Genomic DNA, 13,401 nt, shown 5'->3' with positions numbered 1-13,401 from the left:
TAATAATGGATAGAGGAGAGAATGTGAGTGAATTTTTATTGGTTGGTGAAACTTGCAAATAAATAGATTGAGAATCGGAATTTTATCCTTAAAAATTAAATATACTCTTCTCCCATTTTTCAACACTATCTAACCAAGTAGTAGGGATAGTGCTTTCATCTACCGACATGATTAATATTCCTCCAACCATAGCACAAATTGTATCTCTATCACCCAAAGCTGAAACCGTTTTCCATAGACCCTTTTCAAAATCAGTAAGGTATCTTGAAGCACACCATAAAGCTAGTGGGACAGTATCTTGTGCGGTCATTTTTATACCATTACCTAAAGCGTAAACCAGCGTTTCAATACTATAATCTCCTTCTAGTGAAATGGCTTTGTTAACCTTACTCTTTAAGTCAGAGTCTTCTAATTCGTCATAAATCTGCTGCAAAAATGCCTGTTCAGTAAAATTGATAGAAAGAAATCTCTTTTGTGTAGCTAAAGCAGTAGCTATAGCGATAGCTTTTGCGCCCTCAATGGCTTCAATATTTGTATGCGTGATTTCACAAGAGAGTTTTGTCTGGGTTTTTACTTCTTCCAAATCATCAAAGAAATAAGCACCAATTACTCCTGCGCGCATGGCGCCACCATTGCCCATAGAACCCATGCCCTCAAACTTACTATATGAAATATCCCGCCAATGTTTTCCTTCCTTTATCTCTCTGAAAAAACTGTGCATAGATGGACCATAGCCTCTGTTAATATCTTTAAAATAGTTCTCTTTGAATTGCTGTGCCACAAAATCCTGGTTGATTACTCTATACCTTTCCAGAGATTGATAGAGCGCAATTGCCATAACAGTATCATCTGTAAACTCCCATTGCGTAGAGGGAATTTTGTGTTGTTGAATAACCATAATAATCTCCTCTTCTTTCCCAAAAAAACTATCGCCAAAGGCATCGCCTATCGAAATACCTTTCAGTGATTTCCGGGCTAGCGATAATCTTTGTTCGTGTGTAATGGGGCTATTCATCAAAGCTTAAAATTGATTTAGTTTTAAAGCCAGTCTATTACATAAATCATCAATATCATCTTTTCTTGCCAGCGTATTAATCCATTCCAAAGGAATATTTTCGTAGCCATATAGCAATCCTGCTAAACCTCCGGCAATTGCTCCCGTTGAATCAGTGTCACCTCCCAGATTAACTGCTTTCAAAATGGTTTCTTCAAGAGAATTGCTATTCATTAAGCACCATAAAGAAGCCTCTAAACTATCCAGCACATAGCCTGATGATTTTATTTCATTTTCAGGAAACCGGCTTATGTCCTCTTGTAAAATTCTATCGAATAAGGCAACTTCTTCAGGATTAAAATTGGTAGTTTTCAGAAACTCATTTATTCTACGTTTGGTATTTAAATAGCTTTGTTCTTTACTATGTTTGGCTACTAATTGCAGGCTGAAAACCACATAAATAAAACAGGCAAATACCGAGCGAAAATGTGCATGAGTGATGTAAGAAACCTCCCTGACAATCTGAATAATTTTGTTTAAATCTGTTTCATCTTTCAGGTAAAAAACAATAGGCATGATTCTCATTAAAGAACCATTTCCATTATCATCCTCAAATAAATTACCCGAAAATTTAGCCGATTGACCTTTCCTGATTCTTTCTAAGGCATGTTTTGTCGTGCCTCCAATATCAAAAAGGGTATAATGTGCTCCCCAATATCCATGGGTATACCATTGAACAAACTTCTGACCCGTATCTTCTATATCATAGCCATTACACAAGCTCTCTGCTAAACAAAAAGTAAGCGAGCTATCATCAGACCATGTGCCTGCTGGTTGGGCATGGACTCCAAAGCCTCTCATCTGGGTAATTGGATTTTTCTTTAAGTAGCTTCTGGCTTCTGTCTCAAACGGAACCCCTAAAGCATCGCCTACGGCCACTCCAAACAAGGCACTATGTATCAGACTTTTCATGGTTAATAAGTAATTGCTATTCCGATTCGTTTACAAATACCTTCGTCAATAATCTGAATAATATCTTCAACAGGCACCTGTAAATCTTCTAATCTTTTTGATTTCACGCAGGTATATTGCTCATGTACAAAAGGAGTAATGTCTTCAATCTTGATAATCCAGTTAGTACAGAATTTTTTCAGCATTTCTCCTTTCAACCCTAACTGTATGGCTTTTCTGGTGATTTTATTCCCATAAGGATCGTGGTCTGGGTCCCATTGTAGGCGAACCGGGGTTTTAGCTAATTCTTGCTGCCATCTTTCCTTAGAGTCAAAAAGAGTATTATCAAATGATGAAATGGTAGCCTGCTTTAAAATCTCTTCAAAGTGCATCTGAGAAATAGTAATAGCTAAAATATGTTGCTGATGTTCTTTAGACGCCCAACCTGCCCGATACATTATCCAGAGGAATCCGGGTTTTATCCATGACATCCGGTTAAAGCTATAATGTTCTCCTCCGAATTTTTGGTGCGCAATAGCATATCGGGCTATGTTTGGATTAAATGCCTGATAGACAACTATATTGTTCTCGACTTTTTGACCGATAATATATTTACCCTCCTCTGGTAATCTTTTGAGTTGTTGTATATAACTTTCGGTTTTCATTTTGCACTCAATACTTGTTCAAAAGCTATAATATTCTCCTGCTCCTTACTTCGGTCTAATACCGCAAACAGGATATGCTTAAATGCTTTGCTATACTTTCCATTATTAGTTAAGTAGTGAGCAAAATATCCGGCAATATCTTTAGGCGCATTCTGAAAAACACCACAACCCCAGGCACCTAAAACTAAATTTTCAATGCCATTGGCAACAAAAACAGCTAATACTTTATCCATTCGTTGCAGCATGGTTTGTTCTACCAATGCTAATTCTGCGATAGCATTCTGTTTAATAGCGCCCACATTTACAGCCGGACTCGTTACCAATGAAACTTTGTAAGGATGCTCTAAGAGGGTATTGTTATCGTCTCTGAAAACCAGTACATCTGGGCTATATATCATATAATCTGAATACAAACCCGTGCTTTGTGAGCGATTATATTCGTACATTTCAAAGTGTTTTACTTGTGTCGGATACAAAACACTGGCTCTTGCCAGACTCTCTTCCTGCGCCTGTGCGCCTCCTAAGAAACCTCCTCCGGGGTTTTTGGCAGAAGCGAAATTAAGGCAACCCACATGGTTGTGAGCTTTAGTTGATTCTGCTAATGCTTCTAAAACTGTACAATTTTTTACTTCAATAGTGGTTTCAAAATTCAGACTATTCAATTTATTATTCGCTGATTGCAGTGTTTCATCAAAACCATCAGGTCTGATGAGTTTTGCATTTTCAATAGAGTAATCAACCGCTTCTTTGATAATTATGGTTTTATTGCCAGAGTTATACCATCCTTGCTCTAGTATTTTTATGGTTTCTTCTGCCGTAATGGCTCTGCTGTTTCTGGTTTTAGTCACGTTCATGGATTTTATTTTTATATATCTCATAATTCTCCTCATCAAAACAGACAAAAATTATTTCCTGAATAGTCTTGTTTTCTGTTTTGAGAAATTCCTGTACTGTTTGAATCGCTATTTCGGCGGCTTCCTGTTTCGGGAAATGATAGATTCCAGTGCTGATGTTTGGAAAAGCAATTGTAGCCACATTCAATTCATTGGCTATTCTCAGTGAATTATGATAGCAATTTCTTAATAGTTCTCTTTCTTTGTTTTTACCGCTGTTCCATCTGGGGCCTACTGTATGAATGACATATTTACAAGGTAATAATCCACCAGAAGTGTACACGGCTTCTCCGGTTTTGCAACCACCTTGTCTAGCTCTGATAGCCCTACATTCTTCTAAAATCTGTGGCCCTCCTTTGCGATGAATCGCTCCATCGACACCGCCACCACCGAATAAAGATGAATTAGCTGCATTTACAATGGCATCTGTATCTGATACAGTAATATCACCTTTGATTAATTGAATTGTTGCCATGTGTTTATTACTTTCGTTGCTTCGTCATCAGCAGAAGCATTAAACTGTGTGCCTACAAAAACCTTTATAATTTCTATACCACCGATTATCTGACTGTTAAAATCTTCCAGGTCTTCGGCAGGAACCCATAACTCTTCATGAATGGCGGCGCCTACGTTTTGTATTGGATATTTTTGTAAATAATCTGTTGGTAATGAAAAAGCTGTTACGATACCACAATATCCTGAAAACTCATCGTTCGTATTCCATTGTAAAGCAATCTGTTCGGCATAAGCCTGATTCAAAACAGGATAGAAAATAGGTTGCCATGATAATCGTGGCGGAAACTTTTTATAGTCACTATCAATAATCAATTGTAATTCTTTTAGACCTATAGGTCTGTATAATGTTGTTTTCATTGTTTTCTTAATTCATCCCTAACCTCCATCAAAGCAAAGCCCAATAAATTCAAGCCTTTCCACTTTTCAGGATTTTCTATGTCTTTATAGTCTGTTGCCATGCCAATTCCCCAGATACTATCTACCGGGCTTGCTTCTACAATTACTCTTTCGGCTGTATCCAAAAGAAAATCTTTCAATGCCTGATTCTGACTGAATTTATGGAAGTTGCCTTGTTTTACAATGGTATAGCGATTTGCCAACCAGATTTCTTCCTGATAATTCCTCACCTTTCGTCCTAATTTCTTAGCCTCGGCAGGCGATTTGGCTGATAGAATCTTATTTAATATTTCCTCGTCTTTAAATATTTCCGCTTTCTTCGCCATCATCCAATGTTCAGCAGTTGCATAGGTAATGCCATCAACTACGAAGCTACTTAACCACCATTGGCTAAAGCAGGTTTTGGTGATGGTACCATCTTTAGCAGGCTGATGCCCCCAGAAGAACAGGAATTTATTTCTATTCCCGGTTGATTCGTTTGCTATGAGTTTTTCAATTGTGTATTTCATCATATTTTTCCTAAATTAATCTGCACAACCCCTTCTTCTGTAATATTCTTAATAGAATCAGTAGTGAATATTTTTTCAAAATGCGGTGTCAGATTCGCAAATCCTTTACTGAATATCCCGTGACTAATAGCTAAGTAGAGCTTTCCGGCATTTTTCTTTTTTAACTCTTCTGCCAAGCCGATAAAGGTGGCGCCACCATCGCAGATGTCGTCTACTATCAGGCAATCTTTACCCTCTAAATCATCAGCATATACTTTAAAACCTGAGAGTTTACCTGTTTTTACATCCCGGCTTTTAGAACATTCTACTACTTCCATACCCCCTAAATATTCTGATACCTTATAGATTTTCTTCAAAGCACCACCATCAGGTGAAACCAATAAGGGCGTTTCTCCAATGCGCTCAATTGACTTTTTGATAAAAGCATGGTTGGGAATCACCTCACAGTTATTCAACAAAGCAGGAGTTACTTCAGAATGTGGATCAAAAACGATTACCTTATTCAGTTGCAAGGCATTGATAATATCTGCATAAACCTTCACTGTCAAAGGTTCGCCACCTATCATCACTCTGTCTTGTCGGGCTGCCGGAAAATAGGGGATGAAGGCACTTATCTCTTTTACTTTCATTCGTTTCAAGGCATCAACTGCTATACATAAAAGTCCTAAATCATTGAATGAATTTAATCGGTGGCTAATCATAACCGGCTGTGTGGTATCAAAGTCAGGTTTGATTTTGATATGTGGTTCTCCACCTGCAAAAGTGAAAGCCTCGAAACTGATGCTTTCCAGCTCTGGAAATGGGTGGAAGTTTTTATCTAAATTGAGCGTTTTCATATATTTGTGTATTTTTTACGCAAATATAGATTGAATAAATTGACATCTCAAAATATTTTGTGTGAAATTTACGCAAATTTAATTTCGAAATGGAAACCTTTGCTCAGCAACTGGTTATAAGTGTTGTTGTTAAATCTAAATAATCGGGCAGGGCGACCGCTCCCGGTATTTGCGGCAAGCGTATTGGTTTCTTCTAAAAAACCAAAGCTTAGTATTTTCTTTCTGAAATTGCGGCGGTCAATCTCCTGTTCCAGAATAACTGTATAGAGGCTTTCAAGCTCTGAGAAAGGGAATTCGTCGGCTAATAAGTCAAACCCGATAGGCTGATAGGTGAGTTTGTTTTTGAGGCGTTGGTGGGCTACTTTGATAATCTCGTTATGATCATAGCCTAATTCAGGAACCCGATCTATTGGAAACCATTGGGCTTCTTCGGCATCTGTATCGTTCTGATCTACCAAAGCAAAGTTATTGGGATTTACCAAAGCGAAATAAGCAACTGAAATAACCCGGAAACGGGGGTCACGGTGAATATCATCACCGAAAGTATATAATTGTTCCAGATAATTTACTTTTATGCCTGCCTCTTCCTGTAGTTCTCGGGTTACGGCTTCTTTCAGAGATTCATTTTTCAGTACAAAACCACCCGGCAATACCCATGTTCCTTTCATTTGTCCGAACTTCTGTTTCACCAGCAAAACATAAAGGGTGTTTTGCTGATACCCAAACACGATGGCATCGACCGCTACTTTAATTTCATTCGTTTCAGACATACTCGTGGCTTATAATTTACGCAAAAGTAGCGACTAACAGCAAATATCAGTATAGAATCGGGCTGTTTTTTGAGGCAACGGTATTGATAGATTTAAAAAACTTGTCTTAACAACTATTTTTGCATTTTTCCTTGACAATGTGGTATATTATTTGTTGTTTCGCAAGTGAAATAGTTATTTGAGTTTAAAAAATTAAGTTTATCATGACAGAGACACTAAACTTCGATGTTACGACGGTAACAGAAAGCAGGATTCATCAGTTTGACCCTAATAATATTACATTTGGCTCGCTCTTTACAGATCACATGCTCGTGGCTGATTATATTAACGGACAATGGCAGACACCTAAGATTCTACCTTTTGGAGATATAAGCTATAATCCGGCTCTGGCTGTATTGCATTATGGACAAGCGATTTTTGAGGGAATGAAAGCTTTCAAAAATGATGATGACGAAGTTTTGATGTTCCGTCCGCAAGATAACTGGAAACGTTTTAATATTTCGGCAGAGCGTATGTGCATGGCACAGGTACCGGAAGAAATCTTTATCGGTGGTCTGGAAGAATTGTTGCGTTTAGATGCCGCATGGGTGCCAAAGGGTGAAGATAATTCATTATATCTACGTCCATTCATGATTTCGACTGATGTATATCTGGGTGTTCGTCCATCACAAAACTACCGCTTCATGATTATCACGAGCCCGGCAGGTAAATACTACTCTACACCTCCGAAAGTGAAGGTTGAGACAGAGTTTATCCGTGCAGCTCCGGGTGGTGTAGGTTATGCCAAATGCGCAGGGAACTATGCCGCTTCGTTGTATCCAGCGAAATTAGCGCAAGAGCAAGGTTATACACAATTGTTGTGGACAGATGCGATTGAGCATAAGAATTTTGAAGAATCAGGTACGATGAACGTGATGTTTGTGATAGATGGCAAGTTGGTTACGCCAGCTGTAAGCACTACTATTCTGAAAGGTGTTACCCGTGATTCTCTGGTAAAACTAGCTCAATCGATGGGTATTGAAGTAGAAGAAAGAATCGTATCGGTAGAAGAGGTAATCACAGGTATCAGCAATGGTAGAGTAACTGAGGTTTTTGGTGCTGGTACAGCCGTAGTGGTATCTCCATTTGCTGCGATTGGTTACGAGGGTGAAGATTATGTATTGCCTGCTATTACAGAAGAATCACTTTCTTCTCGCTTGAAAAATGCCTTGAATGATATTCGTACTGGCAAAGTAGAAGATACTTTCGGCTGGGTTTGGAAAGTAAATGCCTGAAGCAATTTAGCGTAAATTCAATTTCCTATTTATAAGGAAAATGAGTTAAAAAATAGAAATTATCAATTGAACCTGTTTAAAATTTCATTGATGACGCAAACATTATTTGTAGTCAGAAAAAATGAGTTTAAACAGGTTCTTACTTTAAAATAATAGTTATAAAATCTTATGGAAGAGCAACATCCAAACGTTAAGCTTATCGGGGCTTTCTTTGCTGCCTATGCTGAAAATAATCATGATGGAATAAGTAAGGTGCTTGATGAAAATATAAAATGGCATATACCCGGAACACACCCATTGAGCGGAACAAAAGTGGGTATTAAATCGGTTTTGGAATACTTTCAACAATTAGGGAAAGGACTATTTAAGGCAGAGCCAATAGTTATGGGTGTTAATGAAAATTTTGTAATTGACTGTCATAGGAATTGGAGTAACCTTGAAAACGAAGAGAATTTAAATAATATGTCTTGTCTTTTATGGAAAATTGAGAATGGTAAAGTTGTTGAAGTACATAATTTTCCTGAAAATCAGCAAATAGTAGATTTATTTTTCTCAAAATTGTATAACTAGTCATTTAAAGTACCTACCAATCGGTTTTAAATAATATTCATTTCTGATTTAGTTAATTTTGTAATTAATATTTTTATTATTCGAGATGTTCACATTTCACAAAACTATCGTTTCATAATAATCATTAGTCCTTTAGTACTGCCGTAGGTTATGAAGGCGAAGATTATGTATTGCCTACCATTACAGAAGAATCACTCTCTTCTCGCTTGAAAAAAGCCTTGAACGATATTCGTACAGGTAAAGTAGAAGATACTTTCGGCTGGGTTCGGAAAGTAAATGTTTGATAGAATTATAGTTTTTTATATTGACAAAAGCGGCTGAGGTGACTCGGCCGCTTTTTTGTTTTTGATACCTGGAAGAGCTTATCTTAACAAAAAAGGTATTGTTTTAAACCTTTTCGTTTTCAAGTCTTTCTATCTCTTTCCAATATTTCTTATGTAATATTTTGTTCAAAACCATTTGATAAATCTTTATCAGATAATACCCCGGAATTAGCCCTAAATTTATCAAAACAGCATAGAATACGGTTGGCATTGATGAGCTCCTGCCAGACAACATATTGATACAGAAACCAAACACCACGATATTCATGATAACAGCAACAAAATAAACAAGATATAAAAGCTTATAATTCGTTTCATTTTGGTTGTTGTCTAAATAGGCCATTACAAAAGAGAACACTAACGCAACCAGAGCTAAAGAAGCGAGTATTTTCAGAGAGAGATGTACTCCGAAAAGGATAAACGCAAAACAAACGAAATTGAAGATGCCAAAATATTTGATTTTACTTCCAAAGTTGACTTCAGGTGCATTGTAATCCATGGTGAGGGATATTGGATATAGGTTAATGAAAAAGCCTTTTTAGTCTATACGTAAATATAAAGTATAAATTTTTGATTGCCAGTTATTTAAGAAACTATTTTTATAAGTAGGGATATTCTTGTAAGCACTGAATCAATACAGTAAAAAAAGCTTAATACATTTGATTTAACATAAAAAAGTCTTTTGAGACTGCTTTAAAGAATTGTGAAAATAATTTTCATAACAGTATGCCTGCATACTGATTTTTTTTTACATTTGTGGTTACCCGAAGCAAAAAACATTAATGAGGAAGGAAAAGACGATAGATTTTCATATAAAATGGGCGTGGCATGCTATTTCTCGTATGTACAATGCCTATGCAAGCCAATATGATATAACCATGGCCATCGGCTATGTATTGCTTAATATTGATTCAGAGAAAGGTACACCTGCTACCAAAATAGGCCCATCGATAGGAATGGAGCCCCGAAGCCTGACCCGTATGCTGAAAACGCTGGAAGAAAAAGGCTGGATTTATCGTGAAACGGATGCGGATGATAAACGTTTTGTAAAGGTATATCTGACAGAAGAAGGCAAAAGAAAAAGAAACTTTGCGCGTGAGGGCGTAATTATCTTTAACAAGAAGATTCAGGAAATGATTCCTGCTGATAAACTGGCTGTTTTTTTTGATGTGATTAAGGAAATCAATTCAAGGGTGGATGAAGAAAACAGTAAAGTGAAAGACAATATTATTTTTGAGATAATGGATTAAAGATAAAGGTCTGAGTAATCAGACCTTTATCTTTTCTTTCAGGAACTCTGCTGTATAGTTATTTTCCAGTTTTACCATGTCTTCTGGTGTACCTTCAAAGGTCACATAGCCACCTTTCTCTCCACCTTCGGGCCCTAAGTCAATAATCCAATCGGCTGATTTAATGATTTCCATGTTGTGTTCAATGATAATTACCGAATCGCCCTGGTCAACTAAGGCGTTGATGGCTTTCAGCAATTTCTTGATGTCGTGGAAATGCAGTCCGGTGGTGGGTTCGTCAAATACAAATAAGGTTTTGCCTTTATCTGCATTGCCTTTGCTTAAGAAGAACGCCAGTTTTACTCGTTGTGCTTCTCCCCCTGAAAGTGTGCTTGATGATTGCCCCAGACCAATATAACCCAAGCCTACATCTTGTAGTGGTTGTAGCTTTTCAGCCAGTTTAGGGTCACTTTCTTTGAAGAAGGTAATGGCTTCGTCAACGGTCATCGCCAGTATGTCGGCAATGTCTTTGTCTTTATATTTTACTTCCAGAATCTCTTGTTTGAAACGCTTGCCGCCACAACTCTCACATTTCAGGCGCACATCGGCCATGAATTGCATTTCAATGGTTTGTTCCCCTTCTCCCTGACAAGCTTCGCAACGACCACCGTCTACGTTGAATGAGAAGAAAGCAGGCTTATAATCGCGGGCTTTTGATAATTGCTGGTCGGCCATTAGCTGTCTGATATAATCATAGGCCTTGATATAAGTTACCGGATTTGAGCGCGAAGACTTCCCAATTGGATTCTGGTCGACCATTTCAACCTGCGTGATTCTGTCTAAAGAACCTATCAAATCGCTATATTTTCCGGCTTCTTCGCTATACTCACCTTTTAATCGGGCAATGGCAGGGAATAAGATTTTGCGTACTAAAGTCGATTTTCCCGAGCCACTCACGCCTGTTACCACGTTCAATACACCTATCGGGAATTTTACATCCACTTCTTTCAGGTTATTTTCACGGGCACCTCTGATTTCAATAAAATCAGTAGGTTTTCTTCTTTGCGTGGGCACTGGCACTTTGTCTTCGCCTGTGAGGAAGCGGATGGTGTGGCTCAGAACCCCACCCCAACCCTCCCCAACAGTGGGGAGGGAGTTAGACGCGGAAGTATTTTCTTTTTTTACTGTAGTTTTAAAATCTGGCGTTTCTTCGAGTTTCTTTTTTATCTGCTCTAATACACTATTTATATTCTCAAAAACGTCCTTATTAGAAAATCTTAATACTTCAAACCCGCTGCCGTTTAGAAACTTGGTTCTTGCCTTATCATATTCTACAAAATTGTCGTGAATATCGCCATCCACTTCAATTACCAGATTTTTTTCAAGACATATAAAATCTGTAATAAAAGTTTCTATCGTGTGTTGTCTTCTGAATTTGTAACCCAACTTTTCTTTTCTTAAACTTTCCCAAAGCAGTTTCTCTGCTTCTGTCTGATTCTTGCGATTTTCTTTGGCAAAGTTTTTAAGAATCTCCCAGTCTTTAGGGGTAGTATGATAATAAGGTTCAGTATAAATATGACTCCCTCTCTTGACAACTTCACCATCAGCCTTAATAAAAGTAACTTCGTCAGAAGTTATAGCTCCCTCCCCACTGTTAGGGAGGGCGGGGGGTGGGGTTGTTTTCAGTCTCATAATATCCTCCCAATTCCCCTGAAAAATCAGATTGCCACCTAAGGTTCCGGCTTCCGGGCCAATATCTACAATTTCATCGGCAGCCATCATCACTTCTTCTTCGTGCTCTACTACCACTACACTATTGCCTAAATCTCTCAAAGATTCTAATACACCTACAAGGCGGCGGGTGTCTCTTGGGTGTAAACCGATACTCGGCTCGTCAAGAATATACATGGAACCCACCAAAGCACTACCCAATGAAGTAGCTAATTTGATACGTTGGAATTCTCCACCAGATAAAGAGGAAGTTAATCGGTTTAAGGTTAAATAACCCAGACCTACCCGTTCCATAAAATCCAGGCGGCTGTTAATTTCTATCAGAATTCGTTTGGCGATGCCTTGCTGATAATCGGGTAATTCCAGTTTTTTGAAGAATTGTATGACATCAGAAAGAGGCATCAATACTAGGTCAGTAATAGAAACACCTCCGATTTTTACGTAAGCGGCATCTTTACGCAGGCGAGAACCTCTACAATCCGGGCAATCGGTGCGCCCGCGATAGCGCGAAAGCATGACTCTGTATTGTACTTTATATACTTGGCTCTCAACATCCGCAAAAAAGGCATTCAAGCCCTGAAAGTATGAATTACCCGTCCAAAGCAAATCTTTTTGCTCTTGTGTCAGGTCTCTGTATGCTCTGTGAATCGGGAAGTCGAAGCGGATACCGTTTCTTAATAGAGGTGCTAGCCACTCACTCATGCGGTCTGTTCTCCACGGCACAATCGCTCCTTCAAAAACTGAAAGATTTTTATCAGGAATTACCAGATCCGGGTCAATACCTAATATTTTACCAAAGCCTTCGCAACGTTTGCAGGCTCCATAAGGATTATTAAAGGTAAATAGATTGACACTTGGTTCTTCAAAGGTGATTCCGTCTAATTCAAATTTATCTGAGAAAGTACGTTTTTCTACACCTACTATATCTACAATACACTCACCTTCGCCCTCAAGAAAGGCGGTTTGTACCGAATCTGAAAAACGGAATTGTGTGTCTTCATCCTCATGCTTCACAGTATTTCTATCAATCAGAATCTCGATTCTGTGTTGTTTTTCGTCAATCACATAATCATCCTCTATTATCTCCTCAATCTGTTTGATTTCTCCATCAATCAGCACGCGGGTATAACCTTTCTGTAAGAGTAAATCTAATTCTTTCTTGATCTTGCGGTCGTCCTTAATCTTTAGTGGTGTCAACACCATTACTCTTGTGCCTTCTGCGTGTGAGAGAATAAAATTCACCACATCAGTAACCGTATCTTTTTTTACTTCTCGTCCGGTCATCGGTGAGTAAGTAATACCGATGCGGGCAAATAAAAGCTTGAGATAATCGTAAATTTCGGTAGTAGTACCAACCGTTGAGCGTGGGTTTTTGGTAGCTACTTTTTGTTCAATGGCTATGGCAGGAGATACCCCCTTGATATATTCTACATCGGGTTTTTCCATACGCCCCAGAAACTGGCGGGCATATGAGCTTAGACTCTCCACATACATCCGTTGCCCTTCGGCAAAAAGGGTATCGAAGGCTAAGGATGATTTTCCACTTCCTGACAGACCCGTCACTACCACGAGTTTGTTTCGTGGAATAGCAACATCTATATTTTTTAAATTATTGACTTTGGCTCCTTTGATGATGATAAATTGCTTGGGGTCAAGATTATCAACATCAGGATATTTTATAAAACTACGAGAAGAATTTTCCATGCAGAAAAAGCCCGTTCTTTCTGACGAAAGTTCAGGTATT

At 38.3% G+C, this 13,401-nt stretch carries 14 protein-coding genes; 3 read left to right on the top strand and 11 right to left on the bottom strand.

The features are described 5' to 3' along the window. Positions 1-88: 88 nt before the first annotated feature. The 9 genes from ACYVFA_RS00530 to ACYVFA_RS00490 all read right to left on the bottom strand — a co-directional run bounded on the left by ACYVFA_RS00530 (position 89) and on the right by ACYVFA_RS00490 (position 6,530). Positions 89-1,015: an ADP-ribosylglycohydrolase family protein gene (locus tag ACYVFA_RS00530; RefSeq protein ID WP_460469826.1), complete on the bottom strand. Its 927-nt coding sequence runs from the start codon at positions 1,013-1,015 to the stop codon at positions 89-91. A 6-nt stretch (positions 1,016-1,021) separates the two neighbouring features. After that, on the bottom strand, positions 1,022-1,966 hold the full coding sequence (locus ACYVFA_RS00525) for an ADP-ribosylglycohydrolase family protein (protein ID WP_460469825.1): 945 nt from the start codon (positions 1,964-1,966) through the stop codon (positions 1,022-1,024). A 2-nt stretch (positions 1,967-1,968) separates the two neighbouring features. Next, a complete protein-coding gene (locus tag ACYVFA_RS00520) occupies positions 1,969-2,610 on the bottom strand; it encodes a DUF4291 domain-containing protein (protein WP_460469824.1) in 642 nt (213 codons plus the stop codon). Beyond that, a complete protein-coding gene (locus ACYVFA_RS00515) occupies positions 2,607-3,464 on the bottom strand; it encodes a poly(ADP-ribose) glycohydrolase catalytic domain-containing protein (RefSeq protein ID WP_460469823.1) in 858 nt (285 codons plus the stop codon). Before ACYVFA_RS00515 ends, ACYVFA_RS00520 begins: the two co-directional genes overlap by 4 nt. Beyond that, positions 3,451-3,978: a macro domain-containing protein gene (locus ACYVFA_RS00510; protein WP_460469822.1), complete on the bottom strand. Its 528-nt coding sequence runs from the start codon at positions 3,976-3,978 to the stop codon at positions 3,451-3,453. Before ACYVFA_RS00510 ends, ACYVFA_RS00515 begins: the two co-directional genes overlap by 14 nt. Next, positions 3,960-4,376, bottom strand: coding sequence for a hypothetical protein (locus ACYVFA_RS00505; protein ID WP_460469821.1), 417 nt, complete (start codon positions 4,374-4,376; stop codon positions 3,960-3,962). Before ACYVFA_RS00505 ends, ACYVFA_RS00510 begins: the two co-directional genes overlap by 19 nt. Beyond that, positions 4,373-4,927 carry an NADAR family protein gene (locus ACYVFA_RS00500; RefSeq protein WP_460469820.1) on the bottom strand — a complete coding sequence of 185 codons (555 nt, stop codon included), beginning with the start codon at positions 4,925-4,927 and terminating at the stop codon, positions 4,373-4,375. The genes ACYVFA_RS00505 and ACYVFA_RS00500 overlap by 4 nt, the downstream gene beginning before the upstream one ends. Next, a complete protein-coding gene (prs, locus tag ACYVFA_RS00495) occupies positions 4,924-5,760 on the bottom strand; it encodes a ribose-phosphate diphosphokinase (protein ID WP_460469819.1) in 837 nt (278 codons plus the stop codon). The genes ACYVFA_RS00500 and prs overlap by 4 nt, the downstream gene beginning before the upstream one ends. A 68-nt stretch (positions 5,761-5,828) precedes the next feature. Then, a complete protein-coding gene (locus ACYVFA_RS00490) occupies positions 5,829-6,530 on the bottom strand; it encodes an NUDIX hydrolase (RefSeq protein WP_460469818.1) in 702 nt (233 codons plus the stop codon). 200 nt (positions 6,531-6,730) lie between these two features. Here ACYVFA_RS00490 and ACYVFA_RS00485 point away from each other — a divergent pair, with 200 nt between their 5' ends. Together ACYVFA_RS00485 and ACYVFA_RS00480 are read left to right on the top strand one after the other, a co-directional pair. After that, positions 6,731-7,804: a branched-chain amino acid aminotransferase gene (locus tag ACYVFA_RS00485; protein ID WP_460469953.1), complete on the top strand. Its 1,074-nt coding sequence runs from the start codon at positions 6,731-6,733 to the stop codon at positions 7,802-7,804. Positions 7,805-7,972: 168 nt separating this feature from the next. Further along, positions 7,973-8,374 carry a nuclear transport factor 2 family protein gene (locus tag ACYVFA_RS00480; RefSeq protein WP_460469817.1) on the top strand — a complete coding sequence of 134 codons (402 nt, stop codon included), beginning with the start codon at positions 7,973-7,975 and terminating at the stop codon, positions 8,372-8,374. Positions 8,375-8,761: 387 nt separating this feature from the next. Here the strand turns inward: ACYVFA_RS00480 and ACYVFA_RS00475 are convergent, their stop codons facing one another. Next, positions 8,762-9,196 (bottom strand): hypothetical protein, encoded by a 435-nt coding sequence (locus ACYVFA_RS00475; protein ID WP_460469816.1) that lies wholly within the window; start codon positions 9,194-9,196, stop codon positions 8,762-8,764. Between the two features lie 283 nt (positions 9,197-9,479). Between ACYVFA_RS00475 and ACYVFA_RS00470 the strand changes: the two genes are divergently transcribed. Then, positions 9,480-9,947, top strand: a complete 468-nt coding sequence (locus ACYVFA_RS00470; protein WP_460469815.1) for a MarR family winged helix-turn-helix transcriptional regulator — start codon at positions 9,480-9,482, stop codon at positions 9,945-9,947. Between the two features lie 18 nt (positions 9,948-9,965). Here ACYVFA_RS00470 and ACYVFA_RS00465 read toward each other — a convergent pair whose 3' ends face one another. After that, complete coding sequence (locus ACYVFA_RS00465; protein ID WP_460469814.1) at positions 9,966-13,361, bottom strand: DUF559 domain-containing protein; 3,396 nt, start codon at positions 13,359-13,361, stop codon at positions 9,966-9,968. Positions 13,362-13,401 lie beyond the last annotated feature (40 nt).

The organism is Emticicia fontis (assembly GCF_054779675.1).
This window is presented reverse-complemented; position numbering and strand designations above follow the sequence as displayed.

Coding starts and splice junctions, on each gene's coding strand:
- prs (WP_460469819.1), bottom strand. CDS start 5,760: ATGAAAACGCTCAATTTAGATAAAAACTTCCACCCATTTCCAGAGCTG.
- ACYVFA_RS00520 (WP_460469824.1), bottom strand. CDS start 2,610: ATGAAAACCGAAAGTTATATACAACAACTCAAAAGATTACCAGAGGAG.
- ACYVFA_RS00465 (WP_460469814.1), bottom strand. CDS start 13,361: ATGGAAAATTCTTCTCGTAGTTTTATAAAATATCCTGATGTTGATAAT.
- ACYVFA_RS00470 (WP_460469815.1), top strand. CDS start 9,480: ATGAGGAAGGAAAAGACGATAGATTTTCATATAAAATGGGCGTGGCAT.
- ACYVFA_RS00500 (WP_460469820.1), bottom strand. CDS start 4,927: ATGATGAAATACACAATTGAAAAACTCATAGCAAACGAATCAACCGGG.
- ACYVFA_RS00490 (WP_460469818.1), bottom strand. CDS start 6,530: ATGTCTGAAACGAATGAAATTAAAGTAGCGGTCGATGCCATCGTGTTT.
- ACYVFA_RS00515 (WP_460469823.1), bottom strand. CDS start 3,464: ATGAACGTGACTAAAACCAGAAACAGCAGAGCCATTACGGCAGAAGAA.
- ACYVFA_RS00505 (WP_460469821.1), bottom strand. CDS start 4,376: ATGAAAACAACATTATACAGACCTATAGGTCTAAAAGAATTACAATTG.
- ACYVFA_RS00530 (WP_460469826.1), bottom strand. CDS start 1,015: ATGAATAGCCCCATTACACACGAACAAAGATTATCGCTAGCCCGGAAA.
- ACYVFA_RS00480 (WP_460469817.1), top strand. CDS start 7,973: ATGGAAGAGCAACATCCAAACGTTAAGCTTATCGGGGCTTTCTTTGCT.
- ACYVFA_RS00510 (WP_460469822.1), bottom strand. CDS start 3,978: ATGGCAACAATTCAATTAATCAAAGGTGATATTACTGTATCAGATACA.
- ACYVFA_RS00475 (WP_460469816.1), bottom strand. CDS start 9,196: ATGGATTACAATGCACCTGAAGTCAACTTTGGAAGTAAAATCAAATAT.
- ACYVFA_RS00525 (WP_460469825.1), bottom strand. CDS start 1,966: ATGAAAAGTCTGATACATAGTGCCTTGTTTGGAGTGGCCGTAGGCGAT.